This window comes from Kitasatospora sp. NPDC127060, assembly GCF_042724935.1.
Taxonomy (GTDB): domain Bacteria; phylum Actinomycetota; class Actinomycetes; order Streptomycetales; family Streptomycetaceae; genus Kitasatospora.
Genome location: NZ_JBHXEG010000003.1, coordinates 13,748 through 31,606, shown reverse-complemented (window position 1 = coordinate 31,606; position 17,859 = coordinate 13,748). Strand labels below are relative to the sequence as shown.

12 protein-coding genes are annotated in these 17,859 nt (G+C 73.2%); 7 read left to right on the top strand and 5 right to left on the bottom strand.

What is annotated here, in order from left to right; translation table 11 throughout:
• Positions 1-87: 87 nt before the first annotated feature.
• The 4 genes from ACFWIS_RS03205 to ACFWIS_RS03190 all read right to left on the bottom strand — a co-directional run bounded on the left by ACFWIS_RS03205 (position 88) and on the right by ACFWIS_RS03190 (position 5,297).
• A complete protein-coding gene (locus ACFWIS_RS03205) occupies positions 88-1,299 on the bottom strand; it encodes an ROK family protein (RefSeq protein WP_380452833.1) in 1,212 nt (403 codons plus the stop codon).
• 89 nt (positions 1,300-1,388) lie between these two features.
• Positions 1,389-1,931 (bottom strand): GtrA family protein, encoded by a 543-nt coding sequence (locus ACFWIS_RS03200; protein ID WP_380452831.1) that lies wholly within the window; start codon positions 1,929-1,931, stop codon positions 1,389-1,391.
• Positions 1,932-1,976: 45 nt separating this feature from the next.
• Complete coding sequence (gene lon, locus ACFWIS_RS03195) at positions 1,977-4,373, bottom strand: endopeptidase La (RefSeq protein ID WP_380452829.1); 2,397 nt, start codon at positions 4,371-4,373, stop codon at positions 1,977-1,979.
• A gap of 165 nt (positions 4,374-4,538) precedes the next feature.
• Positions 4,539-5,297 (bottom strand): rhomboid-like protein, encoded by a 759-nt coding sequence (locus tag ACFWIS_RS03190; protein WP_380452981.1) that lies wholly within the window; start codon positions 5,295-5,297, stop codon positions 4,539-4,541.
• Between the two features lie 619 nt (positions 5,298-5,916).
• Here ACFWIS_RS03190 and ACFWIS_RS03185 point away from each other — a divergent pair.
• The 7 genes from ACFWIS_RS03185 (at position 5,917) to ACFWIS_RS03155 (ending at position 16,464) form a co-directional block, all read left to right on the top strand.
• Positions 5,917-6,654 (top strand): response regulator transcription factor, encoded by a 738-nt coding sequence (locus tag ACFWIS_RS03185; RefSeq protein ID WP_094742879.1) that lies wholly within the window; start codon positions 5,917-5,919, stop codon positions 6,652-6,654.
• A gap of 79 nt (positions 6,655-6,733) precedes the next feature.
• On the top strand, positions 6,734-7,864 hold the full coding sequence (locus tag ACFWIS_RS03180) for a sensor histidine kinase (protein WP_380452827.1): 1,131 nt from the start codon (positions 6,734-6,736) through the stop codon (positions 7,862-7,864).
• 285 nt (positions 7,865-8,149) lie between these two features.
• Entirely contained in the window at positions 8,150-11,908 is a 3,759-nt protein-coding gene (locus ACFWIS_RS03175; protein WP_380523464.1) for a multifunctional oxoglutarate decarboxylase/oxoglutarate dehydrogenase thiamine pyrophosphate-binding subunit/dihydrolipoyllysine-residue succinyltransferase subunit, read from the top strand.
• Positions 11,909-12,157: 249 nt separating this feature from the next.
• A complete protein-coding gene (locus tag ACFWIS_RS03170; RefSeq protein ID WP_380464108.1) occupies positions 12,158-14,077 on the top strand; it encodes a protein kinase in 1,920 nt (639 codons plus the stop codon).
• A 33-nt stretch (positions 14,078-14,110) separates the two neighbouring features.
• The gene (locus tag ACFWIS_RS03165) at positions 14,111-14,293 is read left to right on the top strand and encodes a DUF6104 family protein (RefSeq protein ID WP_350504423.1); all 183 of its coding nucleotides are present in this window, start codon (positions 14,111-14,113) and stop codon (positions 14,291-14,293) included.
• 193 nt (positions 14,294-14,486) lie between these two features.
• The gene (locus tag ACFWIS_RS03160; protein ID WP_380462648.1) at positions 14,487-15,410 is read left to right on the top strand and encodes a DUF4097 domain-containing protein; all 924 of its coding nucleotides are present in this window, start codon (positions 14,487-14,489) and stop codon (positions 15,408-15,410) included.
• A gap of 1 nt (position 15,411) precedes the next feature.
• The gene (locus tag ACFWIS_RS03155) at positions 15,412-16,464 is read left to right on the top strand and encodes a PadR family transcriptional regulator (protein ID WP_380462646.1); all 1,053 of its coding nucleotides are present in this window, start codon (positions 15,412-15,414) and stop codon (positions 16,462-16,464) included.
• Positions 16,465-16,525: 61 nt separating this feature from the next.
• On the opposite strand, the gene ACFWIS_RS03150 is transcribed toward ACFWIS_RS03155, so the two are convergent.
• A complete protein-coding gene (locus tag ACFWIS_RS03150) occupies positions 16,526-17,488 on the bottom strand; it encodes a zinc-binding dehydrogenase (protein WP_380462644.1) in 963 nt (320 codons plus the stop codon).
• Between the last annotated feature and the right edge of the window lie 371 nt (positions 17,489-17,859).

The following is a 17,859-nucleotide window of genomic DNA, read 5'->3' as shown; positions in this document are numbered from 1 at the left end:
CGATCCGGCACCGCTCCGGCACCGACCCGAGCCCCTGGCCAGCACGGCCGGGGGCTCGGTCGCGTTCCGAAGGGGTACGGGCCGGGCTCAGCCGCCCGCGAGCGGCCCCGGGTCGGCGACGATCGCGCGCACCACGCCCACCGCCGCGCCCAGCAGCGGGCCGCGCCGGCCCAGCCGGGAGACCGTCAGCCGCTCCGGCGTCCACGGCCGTACCGTCACCCGGGCGGTCAGCTCGCGCCGCATCGCCGACAGCAGCCAGGGCGCCAGCCGGGCGTAGCCGCCGCCCAGCACCACTTCGGCCGGGTCCAGCAGGTTGACCGCCCCGGCGGCCGCGATGCCGAGTGCCGAGCCCGCCCCGGCCAGCGCGGCCCGGACCGGTTCGTCCCCGGCGGCGGCCCGTTCGGCCAGCAGCGTCACCCAGTCGCCGCGCACGCCGGCCAGCCCGGCCGCCCGCAGCACCGCCGTCTCGCCCGCGTACTGCTCCAGGCAGCCGTGCGCCCCGCAGGCGCAGCGCGGCCCCTCCGGGTGGACGGGCATGTGCCCGAGTTCGCCCGCGTAGCCGCGCGCCCCGCGCAGCAGTCGGCCGCCGACCACCACGGCCGCGCCGACGCCCGCCTCGGCGGAGACGTACAGGAAGTCCTCCGGGCTCTCGCCCAGCCACCGTTCGGCCAGTCCGCCGAGGTTGGCCTCGTTGTCCGCCTCCACCGGCAGCTCCCCCAGGCCGTCCCCGGCCAGCCGCAGCGCCGGGCGCAGCGCGGCGGCCAGCGGGACGTCCTGCCAGCCGAGGTTGGCGGCCCGCTGGAGCACCCCGCCGCCGACCAGCCCGGGGACGGCCAGGGTGAGCCCGGCCGGGCGCAGGCCCGACTCGGCGACGGCCGAGTGGATCAGCCGGGCGAGGTCGGTCATCACGGCGGCGGGCGGCCGGCCGCGGTTGGCGCTCTCCTGGCGGCGCCAGGCGCGGACCTCCCCGCGCAGGTCGACCACGCAGACGCCGAGGTGGCGGACGCCGATCTCGGCGCCCAGGCCGCCGGGGCCCAGCGGGTTGAGTCCGAGCGCGGTGCCGGGGCGGCCGACCTTGCCGCTGGGGGCGGCCGGGCCCTCCTCGACGACCAGGCCGCCGGAGATCAGCTGTTCGGCGAGCGAGGAGACCGCGGCCCTGGTCAGCCCGGTCTCGGCGGCCACCTCGGCGCGCGAGCGGGGGCCGCGGGCGATCACCCCGAGCACCAGGGCCAGGTTGGCCCGGCGCATCCCCTGCTGGCTGGCGGGCCCGGCCCGAACGCCGTCCGGCTCCCCGCGCATAACTCTCACCTCACGGTCTCGGAGCGCTCACGGTCACGGAGCGGCTCACGGTCACGGAGCGGCTCACGGTCACGGCGCACCTCTTGGACTCAGGTCGCGTCCCGTGGCATCTCGGGTGCAGCGTAACCGGGTTCCACCTCGGAGTGCGTCCGCACGACGGGGCTGGTGAAGACCCAGCGCCGCATCGCCCAGAAGCGGAACAGCATGGCGACGAAGGTGCCGACGACCATCCCGCTGAGGAAGTCCGCGACCTCCTGCTGGAACGGGCTGAGGTAGGGCTCGCGCAGGCCGAGGGCGTACCGGGAGAGCGCCAGCGGGATCACGTTCACGCCGATCGCCACCGCGCTGACCAGGAAGAACAGCAGGGCCTCCGGTGGGCGCCCGTCCGTCCGGAAGGCCCAGCGGCGGTTGAGTACATAGGAGACGACGGTGGCGATCACCGTCGCCACCGTCAGCGCCACCACCGGCGCGTGCGCCAGGACGGTGAACTTGAGCTCGAAGTCGATCACCGTGGTGAGCGCGAAGCAGCCGCTGCCGACCAGCAGGAACTTCACCGGTCGGCGGTGCCGCACCAGGAACGGGCGCAGCCGGGCCGGCACCCGGGCCAGGGCGCGCTGCGTGGGGGACGGCATCTCCGCAGTGTTGCACGCGGAGCGGCCGTCCCCCCGTCGGCCACGTCAGGCCGCGGCGACCAGCACCCCGGCGGGCTCCAGGGCCAGCGCGAGCACCTCCCGGACGTCCGCCACCGGGTGGACGGTGAGCCGCTCCAGCACCTCGGCGGGGACGTCGTCCAGGTCGGCCTCGTTGCGCTTGGGGATGATCACCGTGGTGAGGCCGGCCCGGTCGGCGGCGAGCAGCTTCTGCTTCACCCCGCCGATCGGCAGCACCCGCCCGGTCAGCGACACCTCGCCCGTCATCGCCACGTCGGTGCGCACCTTGCGGCCCGAGAGCAGCGAGGCCAGCGCCGTGGTCATGGTGATGCCGGCGCTCGGCCCGTCCTTGGGGACGGCCCCGGCCGGGACGTGCAGGTGCACGCCGCGGTCGCGCAACGAGGTGACCGGCAGTTCCAGCTCGGCACCGCGCGAACGCAGGAAGGAGAGCGCGATGTGCGCGGACTCCTTCATCACGTCGCCCAGCTGCCCGGTGAGGGTCAGCCCGGTGCCGCCGGTCTCGGCGTCGGCCAGCGAGGCCTCGATGTAGAGGACGTCGCCGCCGGCTCCGGTGACGGCGAGGCCGGTGGCCACCCCGGGGACGGCGGTGCGCCGCTCGGCGGGCTGCTGGGCGGACTCCGGCACGTGGTGCGGTCGGCCGATCAGGGCGCGCAGGTGCTCCGCGCCGACCGTGGCGGGCAGCTCGCGCTCGCCCAGCTCGGCCTGTGCGGCGATCTTGCGCAGCACCCGGGCGATCGAGCGCTCCAGGGTGCGCACGCCCGCCTCCCGGGTGTACTCCCCGGCGAGGCGGCGCAGCGCCTCCTCGTCGACGCTGACCTGTCCGTCGCCGAGGCCGGCCTTCTCCAGCTGGCGCGGGAGCAGGTGGTCGCGGGCGATGACGACCTTTTCGTCCTCCGTGTAGCCGTCCAGGCGGACCAGCTCCATCCGGTCGAGCAGCGGCTCGGGGATGGCCTCCAGCACGTTGGCGGTGGCGAGGAAGACGACGTCGGAGAGGTCGAGCTCGACCTCCAGGTAGTGGTCCCGGAAGGTGTGGTTCTGGGCCGGGTCCAGCACCTCCAGCAGGGCGGCGGCCGGGTCTCCCCGGTAGTCGGAGCCGACCTTGTCGATCTCGTCGAGCAGGACGACCGGGTTCATCGAGCCGGCCTCCTTGATCGCCCGCACCAGCCGGCCGGGCAGCGCGCCGACGTAGGTGCGCCGGTGGCCGCGGATCTCCGCCTCGTCCCGGACGCCGCCGAGCGCGACCCGGACGAACTTGCGGCCCATGGCGCGGGCCACCGATTCACCGAGCGAGGTCTTGCCGACGCCGGGCGGGCCGACCAGGGCGAGCACCGCGCCTCCCCGGCGGCCGCCGATCAGGCCGAGCCCCTGGTCGGCCCGGCGCTTGCGGACGGCCAGGTACTCGACGATCCGCTCCTTCACGTCGCCGAGGCCGGCGTGGTCGGCGTCCAGCACGGCGCGGGCGCCGGCGATGTCGTACGCGTCCTCGGTGCGCTCGTTCCAGGGCAGCTCCAGGACGGTGTCCAGCCAGGTGCGGATCCAGGAGCCCTCGGGTGACTGGTCGGAGGAGCGCTCCAGCTTGTCGACCTCCTTGAGCGCCGCCTCGCGGACCTTCTCGGGCAGGTCGGCGGCCTCGACCCGGGCGCGGTAGTCGCCCTCCTCGTCGGCCGGGTCGCCGTTCAGCTCGGCCAGCTCCTTGCGGACGGCCTCCAGCTGGCGGCGGAGCAGGAACTCCTTCTGCTGCTTGGCCACGCCCTCCTCGACGTCCTTGCGGATGGTGTCGTTGACCTCCTCCTCGGCGAGGTGGTCGCGCAGCAGGGTGAGCGCGTACTCCAGTCGGGCGACCTGGTCGGCCTCCAGCAGCACCTTGAGCTTCTGCTCGGCGGTGGCGAAGGGCGCGTAGCCGATGTTGTCGGCGAGCTCGCCGACGCCCTCGATCCGGTCGACGCGGTCGACGATCTGCCAGGCGCCGCGCCTGCGCAGCCACTGGGTGGACAGCGCCTTGTACTCCTTGACCAGCTCGGCGGCCCGACCGGCCACCGGCATGCCGACCGAGGACTCCTTGAAGGGCGTGGTCTCCACCCAGAGCGCGGCGCCGGGGCCGGTGGTGCCGACCCCGATCCGGACCCGGCGCACGGCGCGCACCAGTGCGGCGGGGTCGCCGTCGGCGAGGCGGCCGACCTGCTCCACGGTGGCCAGCGTGCCGGCCGCCGCGTACGAGCCGTCCACCCGCGGGACCAGCAGGACCTGCGGCTTGCCGGAGCCGGTGACCGCCGCGCGGGCGGCCTCGACCGCGGCGCGCACCTCGGTGTCCTTGAGGTCCAGCGGAACGACCATGCCCGGGAGGACGACCTCGTCGTCGAGCGGCAGCACGGGCAGGGTGAGCGGTGTGGACGTCGATGCCATGATCTCTCCCCAGTCAGCGAACTTGAGTCGACCTGACTAAGTCTTCGCGGGCACCGGATGTTCCCGGCATCTTGTTCGCTGTGAGCGAACGCGCCGTCACCGGGGCGGTCGAGTGGAGGCGCCGTCAAAAGGGCGGGGAAAGAACGGCCCAAGAGGGCCCCGGCGTCAGCGCGCGGCGGACGGCGGCCGCACCCCGGCCCGCACCACCGCGAAGACCTGAGCGGTCGAGGAGGCGGCGGAGCCGACCCCCCGGAGCCGCGCCGAGCGGATCCGCGGCCGCGGCGGGCGGCGCTCGATCCGGCGCAGCCAGGGCCACAGCGCCGTCCCGGTGAGCAGCGCGGCCGGGTGCCCCACGGCCGTGACCAGGTCCTTCCCGGTGACGATCTGCTGGACGATCATCAGCCCGGCACCGGCCAGCACCGCCACCCGGGCGGACCGCGGCAGTGCCCCGGCCGCCGCGCCCAGGCAGGCGAACACCCCGTAGCTGACCCCGATGTCCAGCCGGTCCATCGCCTCCGGCGCCAGCCGCCCGGCCTCCACCGCGGTGATCACCACGCCCTGGGAGAGCAGCGTGGCCGCGACGTGCCCGATCGCGAACACCGCCGCCGCCCGGGCCGGGCCGACCCGGCGCTCCAGCGGCGCCAGGGTGAGGGCGAATCCCCACAGGTAGGGGACCCAGTCGCCGCCGGCCACCCAGACCCCGCTGAGCACGAGAGCCCGCAACGGGTGCTGGAGCAGGTTGTGGCCGTCCGAACTGGAGGCCTCCTGCAAGCGCTGGACGAGTTCCGGATCGGCGAGCCGGGCGAGGGTGGAAGTCGCTCCCACCACGGCCAGATATCCGAGCGTGAAGGGAGTGCGCCGGGGCGTCGGCACGCGTTCCAGCAGCCATTCGAGGACGCCGCCGCGAAGTCCGCACCGGAGCATTCCGTACGGCACCCGCGCGGACCCGCGCCCGGCGGAGTCCCGCCGCAGTCCCGCCATGACGCCTCCGCTCCACGCCCGCGGCCGGCGGTGCCCGAAGGTGCCCGGAGTACCGGCGCGGACGCCGGATTCCGCCCTGCGCGGCGTTGTCGCGGCCACGCTACGTCGAGGTTCTGAGAGGCACCTGAGAAAAGCCCGTGAAGACCGTCGACGCGGGGAGCGGCCGGATTACCGACATTGGTCCAGACCTTCTCCCGATTAACGCGTCAGTAGGGGCTCTGACCGGCGACTTGGCGTCAACTGAACTGCATACGTACCGTTACGCAGTGAAAATTCGCCGGGTAAGGTATCGGCCCGTGCCCACTCGTGCAGTGGGCCCAAGGGCGGCCGGACAGCCGCTCTCCGCGGGCCGGAAACGTCCGGTCCACCTGCCGGGAGGCATCCGCTGTCCGTACGCTGCGGAGTGCGCGGGAGAAGTGGGCGGAAGACCATCCGCCCGCCGCTCCCGGGCGCGCGACGGGACGGCGGACCCGGCACAGTCCACGACGGAACAAGACTACGAGCGGAGCCCCGCCATCCCCACAGGTGGCCGGCCCGCAGCCCTGGGGGCGGTGGCGTGACCGTGACAGAAATTCAGCAGGACAACCCCAACACCGGCGGCACTGTGAGCAGCCAGCGCAGAGTGCTGGTGGTGGAGGACGAACCCACGATCGCCGAGTCGATCGCCGCCCGGCTGGGCGCCGAGGGGTTCAAGGTCGCCGTGGCCCACGACGGCCCCGGCGCGGTGGACGGCTTCCACACCTGGCAGCCGGACCTGGTGGTCCTGGACATCATGCTGCCCGGCTTCGACGGGCTGGAGGTGTGCCGCCGGATCCAGGCCCAACGCCCGGTGCCGGTACTGATGCTGACCGCCCGCGACGACGAGACGGACCTGCTGGTCGGCCTCGGCGTCGGTGCCGACGACTACATGACCAAGCCCTTCTCGATGCGCGAACTGGCCGCCCGGGTCAACGTGCTGCTGCGCCGCGTCGAGCGCGCCCAGCAGGCCGCCCGCACGCCCGCGCTCGGCAGCCTGCGCTTCGGCGAGCTGGAGATCGACCACGTGCAGCGCCGGGTCCGGCTCGCCTCGGGCGACGTCCACCTGACGCCGACCGAGTTCGACCTGCTGGCCTGCCTGGCCGCCCAGCCGCGCGCGGTGCTCACCCGCGAGCAGCTGCTGGCCGAGGTCTGGGACTGGACCGACGCGTCCGGCACCCGCACCGTCGACAGCCACGTGAAGGCGCTCCGCCGCAAGATCGGTGCCAGCTGGATCCGCACCGTCCACGGCGTCGGATACGCGCTGGAGGCCCCGCTCTCCTGACGGGGGCTCCGGGCGACGGGCCACCGGGGGGCCCGTGTCCGGCACCGCCGTGACACCACGCGGGGATCACAGGGGACCAATGACCTTTCCACAGCAACGCAACGGGGACGCCGACGGCGCGCGCCCGCAGAACCTGGCAGCCCGCGCGGCCAGCCGGGTCTGGGCCGACATCCGTCCGCTCGACCCGGTCCGCTCGATCAAGGGCAAGCTCGCCCTGCTGGTGATCGTCTCCGTGTTCCTGGCCACCGGGATGGTGGTCGTCGCGATCAGGTCCGAGACCCAGATCCGGATCATCATGGTCTTCTCCATGATCGCCTCGCTGCTGTTCATGCAGTTCCTCGCGCACGGGCTGACCGCCCCGCTGCGCGAGATGACGGACGCCGCCCGCGCGATGGCCTCCGGCGACTACAGCCGCCGGGTCGAGGTGAGTTCGCGCGACGAGATCGGCGAGCTGGCGGCCGCCTTCAACGCCATGGCCGCCGACCTCCAGGCCGCCGACCGGCACCGCCGCGAGCTGGTCGCCAACGTCTCGCACGAGCTGCGCACGCCGATCGCCGCGCTGCGCGCCGTGCTGGAGAACGTGGTGGACGGCGTCGTCCAGCCCAATCCGGCGACGCTGGGGGCCGCGCTGGAGCAGACCGAGCGGCTCGGCCGACTGGTCACCCACCTGCTGGACCTCTCCAAGATCGACGACGGCGTGGTCGACCTGGACGCCCGCCCGTTCGAGGTGCGCGAGTTCCTGGACGGCGTGCTGCGCGGGGTCACCGTGGACGGCGCGACGGCCGGCGGGGCGTTCTCCCGGCGCGGCGACGTCCGACTGGCCCTGGAGGTCAGCCCCGCCGGGCTGACCGCCGTGGCGGACCCGGAACGGCTCCACCAGGTGGTCGCCAACCTGGTCGACAACGCCTGCAAGCACTCCCCGCCCGGCGGCACCGTCACGGTGCGCGCCAGACCCGAGGGCGAGGAGGGCGGCCTGCTGCTGGAGGTCCAGGACGAGGGTCCGGGCATCCCGCCGGCGGACCGCGGCCGGGTCTTCGAACGGTTCAGCCGCAGCGGCACCGCGACCGCCGCCGGACCGGGCGCGGACGGCGGCACCGGGCTGGGCCTGGCGATCGCCCGCTGGGCGGTGGACCTGCACGGCGGCCGGATCGCCGTGGCGGAGTCGCCGCGCGGCTGTCGGATCGAGGTCCGGCTGCCGGGACAGTCCTGAGCGCCGGGACATTTGTCACAGATCCGACACAGACGCATACGAAGATCGTCAATCGATTCGCCTGGCTGTTTGTCCGCTTTCGCCCCGCTTTGCGGGGCGATCGGGCCCGATCGGTTCCCCTCAGATACGGCTTTCTAACGTACTTTTTCAGCCAACCTGCAGGTCAGGACTGTGATCTGGGCGACGCCTGGGGCCCGGGGACTGCGCGATCACTGGTCAGGGGCGTAGCCTTAATCCCCGCTGTCCAAACATCCCAAAAGGAAGCGGAAGAGGGCGGTTGCCGCCGTGTCGCCACAGTCCCCTGAAACCCCCAACAGCTCGGCCCCACGCAGTACGGAGAAGCCCACTGGCTTCGGCCCCAATGAGTGGCTCGTCGATGAGATCTACCAGCAGTACCTCCAGGACCCGAACTCGGTAGACCGAGCCTGGTGGGACTTTTTCGCCGACTACAAGCCCGGTACCGAGGTGACCCCAGTGACCCAGGCCGCGACCCAGGCCGGCCCCACGCCGACCCCTGCCGCTGCCCCCGTGCCCGCCGCTGCTGCTGCTCCGGCCGCACCTGCCGCACCCGCCGCCCCGGCCGCTCCGGCCCCGGCTGCCGCACCGCTCGCCGCCGCGCCCGCCGCGCCGCCGGCCCCCAAGGCCGCCGCCCCGGCCGCGCCCGCCGCCACCGCCGCGGCCGGCCCCGAGCTGGTCCAGCTGCGCGGCCCGGCCAAGGCCGTCGCCACCAACATGGACGCCTCGCTGGAGGTGCCGACCGCGACCTCGGTCCGCGCCGTCCCGGCGAAGCTGTTGATCGACAACCGCATCGTCATCAACAACCACCTGCAGCGCGCCCGCGGCGGCAAGGTCTCCTTCACCCACCTGATCGGTTACGCCCTGGTCCAGGCCATCAAGGCCGCCCCGGGCATGAACTACAGCTACAAGGTGGAGGACGGCAAGGCCTTCCTGGTCAAGCCGGAGCACGTCAACCTCGGCCTGGCCATCGACCTGGTCAAGCCGAACGGCGACCGCCAGCTCGTCGTCGCGGCCATCAAGAAGGCCGAGACCCTCGACTTCTACGGCTTCTGGCAGGCCTACGAGGACATCGTCCGCCGGGCCCGCGCCAACAAGCTGACCATGGACGACTTCACCGGCGTCACGGTCTCGCTGACCAACCCCGGCGGCATCGGCACCGTGCACTCCGTGCCGCGCCTGATGCAGAACCAGGGCACCATCGTCGGCGTCGGCGCCATGGAGTACCCGGCCGAGTTCCAGGGCTCCGCCCCGGAGACCCTGTCCCGGCTGGGCGTCTCCAAGATCATGACGCTGACCTCGACCTACGACCACCGCGTCATCCAGGGCGCGGCGTCCGGCGAGTTCCTGCGCGAGATCCACCGCCTGCTGCTCGGCGAGAACGGCTTCTACGACGAGATCTTCGAGTCGCTGCGGATCCCGTACGAGCCGGTCCGCTGGGCCACCGACGTCGCCACCACCCACGACGACGAGGTCAACAAGACCGCGCGCGTCATGGAGCTGATCCACGCGTACCGCGTGCGCGGCCACCTGATGGCCGACACCGACCCGCTGGAGTACAAGCAGCGCAAGCACCCCGACCTGGACGTCACCACCCACGGCCTCACCCTGTGGGACCTGGAGCGCGAGTTCGCGGTCGGCGGCTTCGGCGGCCAGAAGATGATGAAGCTCCGCGACATCCTCGGCCTGCTGCGCAACACGTACTGCCGCACCGTCGGCGTCGAGTACATGCACATCCAGGACCCGAAGCAGCGCAAGTGGCTGCAGGAGCGCCTGGAGAAGCCGTACGCGAAGCCCGAGCGCGAGGAGCAGCTGCGGATCCTCCGCCGCCTCAACTCGGCCGAGGCCTTCGAGACCTTCCTGCAGACCAAGTACGTCGGCCAGAAGCGCTTCTCGCTGGAGGGCGGTGAGTCGCTGATCGCCCTGCTGGACGCGACCATCGACGCCGCCGCCGAGCACCGCCTCGACGAGGCCGTCATCGGCATGGCCCACCGCGGCCGCCTGAACGTGCTGGCCAACATCGTCGGCAAGCCGTACGGCAAGATCTTCGGCGAGTTCGAGGGCAACCTCGACCCGAAGTCGATGCACGGCTCCGGCGACGTCAAGTACCACCTGGGCTCCGAGGGCACCTTCACCGGCCTGGACGGCGAGACCATCAAGGTCTCGCTCGCCGCGAACCCCTCCCACCTGGAGACGGTCGACCCGGTCGTCGAGGGCATCGCCCGCGCCAAGCAGGACATCCTGGACCAGGGCGGCACCACCTTCCCGGTGCTGCCGATCCAGATCCACGGCGACGCGGCCTTCGCCGGCCAGGGCGTCGTCGCGGAGACCCTGAACATGTCGCAGCTGCGCGGCTACCGCACCGGCGGCACGATCCACCTGGTGGTCAACAACCAGGTCGGCTTCACCGCCGCCCCGGCGTCCTCGCGCTCGTCGATGTACTGCACCGACGTGGCCCGGATGATCGAGGCCCCGATCTTCCACGTGAACGGCGACGACCCGGAGGCCGTGGTCCGCGTCGCGCGGCTCGCCTTCGAGTTCCGCCAGGCGTTCCACAAGGACGTCGTGATCGACCTCATCTGCTACCGCCGCCGCGGTCACAACGAGGCCGACAACCCGTCGTTCACCCAGCCGCTGATGTACGACCTGATCGACAAGAAGCGCTCGGTGCGCAAGCTGTACACCGAGGGCCTGATCGGTCGCGGCGACATCACCATGGAAGAGGCGGAGCAGGCGCTCCAGGACTTCCAGGGCCAGCTGGAGAAGGTCTTCGCCGAGGTCCGCGACGCGGCCCAGGCTCCGGCCGACGCCACCGCCGGCAAGCCGGTCGCCGACTTCCCGGTCTCCATCCAGACCGGCATCTCCCAGGAGATGGTCAAGCGGATCGCCGCCTCGCAGGTCAACCACCCGGACTGGCTGACCGTCCACCCGCGCCTGCTGCCCCAGCTGCAGCGCCGCGCCGCCTCGGTCGAGGACAACACCATCGACTGGGCGATGGGCGAGACCCTCGCCATCGGCTCGCTGCTCATGGAGGGCCACCCGGTCCGCCTGGCCGGCCAGGACAGCCGCCGCGGCACCTTCGGCCAGCGGCACGCCGTCCTGATCGACCGCAAGACCGGCGAGGACTACACCCCGCTGCAGTACCTCACCGAGGACCAGGCCCGCTACACCGTCTACGACAGCCTGCTGTCGGAGTACGCGGCCATGGGCTTCGAGTACGGCTACTCGCTGACCCGCCCGAACGCGCTGGTCATGTGGGAGGCGCAGTTCGGCGACTTCGTCAACGGCGCGCAGACCATGGTGGACGAGTACATCGCCTCCGCCGAGCAGAAGTGGGGCCAGCACTCCGGCGTCACCCTGCTGCTGCCGCACGGCTACGAGGGCCAGGGCCCGGACCACTCGTCCGCCCGCCCGGAGCGCTTCCTCCAGCTGTGCGCGCAGGACAACATGACGGTCGCGATGCCGACCCTGCCGTCGAACTACTTCCACCTGCTGCGCTGGCAGGCGCACAACCCGCACCACAAGCCGCTGATCGTCTTCACCCCGAAGTCGATGCTGCGCCTGAAGGCCGCGGCGAGTGCGACCGAGGAGTTCCTGTCGGGCTCGTTCCGCCCGGTCATCGGCGACACCACCGTCGACCCGGCGCAGGTCCGCAAGGTGGTCATCACCTCCGGCAAGTTCTACTACGACCTGGCGGCGGCCCGGACCGAGCGCGGCGTCACCGACACCGCCATCGTCCGCATGGAGCGGCTCTACCCGCTGCCGGTGGCCGAGCTCCAGGAGGAGCTGGCCCGCTACGGCGACGACGTCCAGTTCGTCTGGGCGCAGGAGGAGCCGGCCAACCAGGGTGCCTGGCCGTTCATCGCGATGAACCTGGTCGACCACCTGCAGGTCGTCATCGGCCGCAGCGGCGGCGACGCCCGTCTGCGCCGGGTCGCCCGTGCCTCGGCCTCGTCGCCGGCCGTCGGCTCGGCCAAGCGCCACGGTGCCGAGCAGCAGGCGCTGATCGAGGAGGTCTTCGCGCTCTGACGCGCCGAGGCCCCGCACCGCAGTGACGCCCGCGGCCCCGTCTCCCGACCAGGGAGGCGGGGCCGCGGGCGTTCCGCACTCCTGTCGTGCCCCGGCAAAGGTCGCAGCTCTGCAACCAATGCCGGACCTGCCCGCACGCCCTCCTGACGGATCGATAGGTTATGCATCGCCAGATCGCCGCCCGGCGCCCTTCATCGCGCCCGCGGCCCCGGCCGAACGACCTCACCGCGCTCCCAGGGGGACCACCACATGACCGCCGACACGCCACGTGACCCGGGCCAGCTCCCTCCGGTCTTCCAGCCGCTGCTCCCCGAGGATCCCCGGGAGGTCGGCGGCTACCGGCTGTTCGCCCGGCTCGGCGCCGGCGGCATGGGCCGGGTCTACCTCTCGTACACACCGGGCGGGCGCCCGGTGGCGCTCAAGGTGGTCCGTCCCGAGTTCGCCGAGGACGGCGAGTTCCGCCGCCGCTTCGCCCAGGAGGTCAGCAACGCCCAGCGGATCCACGGGCTGTACACCGCCCAGGTGATCGACTCCGGCGGCCTGGACTCGGCCGCCCCCTGGCTGGTCACCGCGTACGTCCCGGGCCCGTCCCTGCAGCAGGTTGTGCGGGAGCACGGCGCGCTGCCGGTCCGCACCGTGCTGCTGCTGATGGGCGGCATCGCCGAGGCGCTGCAGGCGATCCACAGCGTCGAGGTGGTCCACCGCGACCTCAAGCCCGCCAACGTGCTGGTCGCCGGGGACGGCCCCCGGGTGATCGACTTCGGCATCGCCCGGGCCGCCGACGCCACCGCGCTCACCGGCACCGGCTACCGGATCGGCTCCCCCTCCTTCATGGCCCCCGAGCAGGCCCAGGGCCGCGCCGTCACCCCCGCCACCGACGTCTTCGCGCTGGGCGCCCTGGCCGCCTACGTGGCGGGCGCCAGCGCCCCGTTCGGCGACGGCCCGGACACCGCGGTGCTCTACCGGGTGGTGCACGAGGAGCCGGACCTGGAGGCCGTCCCGGCTGACCTGCGCGAGCTGATCCAGCGCTGCCTGGCGAAGTCCCCGGAGGACCGGCCGAAGCCCGCCGAGATCATCCAGGCCGCCCGCAACCACCCGGAGGTCGGCGGCCAGCTGCGGTTCGCCGACGACTGGCTGCCCCGGCAGGTCAACACCGAGATCACCCGCCGATCCGACCTCCCCCGGACGCCGCCCACCCCGGCACCGGCCGCACCCACCGCCCCGCCGGTCCCGGCCGCACCCCCGCAGCCGCTCGCCGCGCCGACCCACCCGGCCACCGCGATCGCCCCGCCGCAGCAGCCCGTCGGCCCGCCGTCGGGCTTCACCCCGCCGCCGCTCGGCGCGTACGGCGCCCCGCAGCCGCCCACCGAGATGCCCACCGCCCCGGTGCTGCCCGCCCCGCCGACCGTCCGGCTCCAGCCGGAGCCGCCGACCTTCGACACCCCGCCGCCCGGCCCGGCGGTCACCACTGCCGTCCCGCTGCCCGCGCCGGAGCCGAAGCGGAAGGGCGGGGTGTCCTGGAAGGTGCTGCTCACCGTCGCCCTGGTGATGGCGGTCGGCGGCACGGTCGGCGGCGTGGTGCTGGTGAAGAAGCTGGACGACGGCAAGAAGCCGGCCGCGGCCACCACCCCGGCCCCCGCGGTCTCCGTCCCCCAGACCTCCCAGCCGCTGCCGCCGACGGCCTCGCCCAGGCCGACCACGTCGTCCGGCTCCCAGACCGGCTCCCCGACCGGCTCCCCGAGCGCCACCACGACGCCGAACCCGGCGATGAGCGCCACGGCGAGCCAGGTCAGGTACACCCCGGTCTACGAGAACCGCGATCTCTCCGCGCCGAGCCACAACTACTACTTCGACCTGATCGCGGGCAAGGTGACGTCCGCGTCCGGCGCGTGGGGCATGAGCCCGAGCTACGACGACTTCAACTGGAGCGACGCGGACCCGTACATCTCCCAGGCCTCCTCGCTCACGCCCGAGGAGTGCTCCGCGGCCATCGACAAGGAGCCGACGGCCAACCTGAAGTACTCCGACCTGCCCCCGGGACGGCTGTTCTGCCTGCGTCACCGCGCCAACGGCAACATCGTGATCGCCAAGGTCGTCGAGATCAACGGCAGCGCGGGCTCGGCCAAGCTGACGCTGTCCCTCTACCGCAAGGACGTCGGTCTATCCTGACCAGGTCAATCCCCATCCGACCGGAGCGAAACCGTGTACTTCACCGACCGAGGCATCGAGGAGCTGGAGAGCCGGCGCGGCGAGGAGGAGGTCACCTTCGAGTGGCTGGCCGAGCGCCTGCGCGAGTTCGTCGACCTCAACCCGGACTTCGAGATCCCGGTCGAGCGGCTGGCCACCTGGCTGGCCCGGCTCGACGACGAGGACGACGACGAGTGACGCCCTGACGGCACGCGCGAAGGGCCCGGGAGGCAACCGCCTCCCGGGCCCTTCGCGCGTTTCCCGTAGGGGACGGCTCCGGGAAGCGTCCGGGCTCGTCCCGGGGGCGAACCGCTTGCTTTTCCCAGCACGCGATATATCGTCTTCAGGAGAGAACGCGATACATCGCGATCCGCGACGGGAGGCGGCAGACATGAGCCAGTGGACGATCGAGGGGCCCGGCAGGACCACCTTCGAGGAGCCGGTCAGCGCGCTGCACGTGCGTGTCATCGACGGCACCGTGAACGTGGTCGCGGCCGAGGGCCCGGCCCGACTGGAGGTCACCGACCTCAAGGGCGACCCGCTGCACGTCACGCTGGTGGACGGCGTCCTGACCGCCACCTACAAGGACATCAACAGCTGGGGCGAGTTCGGCGACTGGATCAAGTCGATCGGCTCGGTCCGCAGCTTCTTCGACTCCTTCAAGCGCAAGCGCTCCGTCGACCTCACCCTGACCGTGCCGGCCGGCACCGAGGTCAAGGTCGGCACCGTGTCGGCCCACTCCACCGTCACCGGCATCGACGGCCACGTCTCGGTGCAGAGCGCCAGCGGCGACACCACCCTGGCCGGGGTCACCGGGCGGATCGACGCCGGCACCGTCACCGGCGACGTGGACGCCCAGGCGGTCGGTGGCCAGCTCAAGGTCAACACCGTCTCCGGGCAGCTCACCGTGATCGCCGGGACGGCCGACCGGGTGCAGGCCAACACCGTCACCGGCGCCGTCACCCTGGACCTCGACGTGGCCGGCGAGACCGACGTCAAGGTCAACACCGTCAGCGGCCCGGTCGTGGTCCGCATCCCCTCGCTGGCCGACGCCACCGTCGAGGCCGGCTCCACCAGCGGCGACGTCTCCAGCACCTTCGACGAGCTCACCATGAGCAGCACCTGGGGTGCCAAGAAGATCTCCGGCCAGCTCGGCGAGGGCCGCGGCAGCCTCAACGTCACCACCGTCTCCGGTGCGGTCACCGTGCTGCGCCGCCCCGAGTCGGAGGACGACGCCCCGGTGGTGGTCAAGGAGCTCCCCGCCTCCCCCGCCGCCGACCGGCCCGCCGGCCCCGACCTCACCAAGGAGGCCTGAGATGACCCCCGTGTTCGGCCACGGCCGGCTCCGGCTCTACCTGCTGAAGCTGCTGGACGAGTCCCCGCGGCACGGCTACGAGGTGATCCGCCTGCTGGAGGAGCGCTTCCAGGGCCTGTACGCCCCCTCCGCCGGCACCGTCTACCCGCGGCTGGCGAAGCTGGAGCAGGAGGGCCTGGTCAGCCACAGCACCGAGGGCGGCCGCAAGGTCTACCGGCTGACCGACGCCGGGCGCGCCGAACTCGAAGCCCGGCAGGGCGAGTTGGACGATCTGGAGCTGGAGATCCACGACTCCGTGGCCCAACTCGCCGGGGCGATCCGGGAGGACGTCCGGGACAGCGCCAAGGACCTGCGCGAGGAACTGTGGCAGGCCGCCAAGCAGGCTCCCCGGCCGGACCGCCCGGACACCGGCGGCACGGCCGGCGGCGACCCGTGGGCCGGGCCCTGGGGCGACAACGAGTCCTGGCAGCGCGCCAAGGAGGAGTTCGCCCAGTTCAAGCGGCAGGCCAAGGAGCAGGCCAAGCGCGCCCGGGAGCAGGAGCGGGCAGCCAAGGCCAAGGCGAAGGCCGCCGAGGAGGAGGCCCGCCGACTGCGCGAGCAGGCCAAGGCCTCCCGCACCGCCGCCCAGCAGGAAGCGCTGCGGATCAAGCGCCGGGTCGAGCAGCAGGTGCGCGAGCACGCCGCGAAGGGCGACTGGCCGACCGGACTGGCCGAGGGCCTGTCCGAGCTGACCAAGGGCCTGGCCGGGCTGGCCGACGCGGCCCGCTGGGGCCACCCGACGAAGGAGGCCGCCGAGCCGTCCGAGCGGATCACGGTGACCAGGATCGACCTGGACAAGGACCAGGACGCCGCGGACGCCGCCGCCGACCTGCCGGAGTGGGCCCGCACCGACCCGGCCGGCGACCCGGCCCGCGAACTGGAACGGCTGCTCGACCGCTTCCGCGACCAGGTCCGCGACGCGGCCCGGGACGGCGGGGTGAGCGCCGACAAGCTGGCCGAGGCACGCTCGGTGCTGGGCGCGGCCGGCGAGCGGCTGAAGCGCCTGCTCGGCTGAGCCGGACGCCCGGTGACGGTCCGGTGCCCCTCCCGCGGAAGGGGCACCGGACCGTCGCGGCTCAGGGGTTGAGCACGATCTTGCCGAAGACCTCGCCCTTGGCCAGCTTGGCGAAGCCGTCCCGGGCCTCGGCCAGCGGCAGCACCGAGTCGATCACCGGACGGACCCCGGTGTTCGCGCACAGCGCCAGCAGCCCGGCCAGCTCCTCCTTGGTGCCCATGGTCGAGCCGACCACCTTGAGCTCCAGGAAGAAGATCCGGTTCAGCTCGGCGGCCTTCGGACTGGGGCCGGAGGTGGCACCGGAGATGACGATGGTGCCGCCCGGGCGCAGCGACTTCACCGAGTGCGACCAGGTCGCGGCGCCGACCGTCTCCATCACCGCGTCCACCCGGGCGGGCAGCCGGGCGCCGCTCTCGAAGGCCGCGTCCGCGCCGAGCTCGACGGCCCGGCGGCGCTTGGCCTCGTCCCGGCCGGTGACCCAGACCCGCAGGCCGGCCGCCTTGCCGAGGACGACCAGCGCGGTCGACACCCCGCCCCCGGCGCCCTGCACCAGGACGGTGTCACCGGGCTTGACCCCGGCGTTGGTGAACAGCATCCGGTACGCCGTCAGCCAGGCCGTGGGCAGGCAGGCGGCCTCCTCGAAGCTCAGCTCGGCGGGCTTGGGCAGCAGGTTCCAGGTGGGCACGGCCACCTGCTGGGCGAAGGTGCCCTGGTAGCGCTCGGTCAGGATGGAGCGGGGCTCGTTCGGGCCCACCCCGTGGCCGGACTGGCCGATCACCGAGTGGATGACCACCTCGTTGCCGTCCTCGTCGACGCCGGCGGCGTCGCAGCCGAGGATCATCGGCAGCTTCTCGGCGGGCAGCCCGACCCCGCGCAGCGACCACAGGTCGTGGTGGTTGAGACTGGCGGCCCTGACCGTGACCACGCTCCACCCGGGACGGGCCTGCGGCTCGGGGAGTTCGCCCAACTCCAGCCCGCTCAGCGGGTCGTCGGCGTCGATACGGGCGGCATAGGCAGCAAACATGCCCCGGACACTAGCCGGGACGGCCGGGGCCGGGAACCACGCGTAAGTGTGACGCGTGTCCCGCGCCCTGCTTTCCCCCGCTCGCCTCCGGGCGCTCGGACCCGCTGCCGACGGTCGTCGCTCCGGCGCCCGTACCTCGCTTGTCGCTCCTCGCTTTCGGCAGCGGCGCGCCCTTCGGCTCGGGCGGAGGCTTGGGAGGCGGGGCGGGACGGGGGGGCAGGGGCGGGGACGGGGGGCAGGGGCGGGGACGGGGGGCAGGGGCGGGGGGGGGGGCCCCCCCGGCGGGGCCCCCCCCCCCCCCCCCCCCCACCCCCCCCCCCCCCCCCCCCCCCCCCCCCCCCGCCCCCCCCCCGAGTGTGAGCCCCGCCGCC

Bases quoted from the DNA above. Each gene is read 5' to 3' on its own strand.
- ACFWIS_RS03205 (WP_380452833.1), bottom strand. From the start codon at position 1,299: ATGCGCGGGGAGCCGGACGGCGTTCGGGCCGGGCCCGCCAGCCAGCAG.
- ACFWIS_RS03200 (WP_380452831.1), bottom strand. From the start codon at position 1,931: ATGCCGTCCCCCACGCAGCGCGCCCTGGCCCGGGTGCCGGCCCGGCTG.
- lon (WP_380452829.1), bottom strand. From the start codon at position 4,373: ATGGCATCGACGTCCACACCGCTCACCCTGCCCGTGCTGCCGCTCGAC.
- ACFWIS_RS03190 (WP_380452981.1), bottom strand. From the start codon at position 5,297: ATGCTCCGGTGCGGACTTCGCGGCGGCGTCCTCGAATGGCTGCTGGAA.
- ACFWIS_RS03180 (WP_380452827.1), top strand. From the start codon at position 6,734: ATGACCTTTCCACAGCAACGCAACGGGGACGCCGACGGCGCGCGCCCG.
- ACFWIS_RS03170 (WP_380464108.1), top strand. From the start codon at position 12,158: ATGACCGCCGACACGCCACGTGACCCGGGCCAGCTCCCTCCGGTCTTC.
- ACFWIS_RS03160 (WP_380462648.1), top strand. From the start codon at position 14,487: ATGAGCCAGTGGACGATCGAGGGGCCCGGCAGGACCACCTTCGAGGAG.
- ACFWIS_RS03155 (WP_380462646.1), top strand. From the start codon at position 15,412: ATGACCCCCGTGTTCGGCCACGGCCGGCTCCGGCTCTACCTGCTGAAG.
- ACFWIS_RS03150 (WP_380462644.1), bottom strand. From the start codon at position 17,488: ATGTTTGCTGCCTATGCCGCCCGTATCGACGCCGACGACCCGCTGAGC.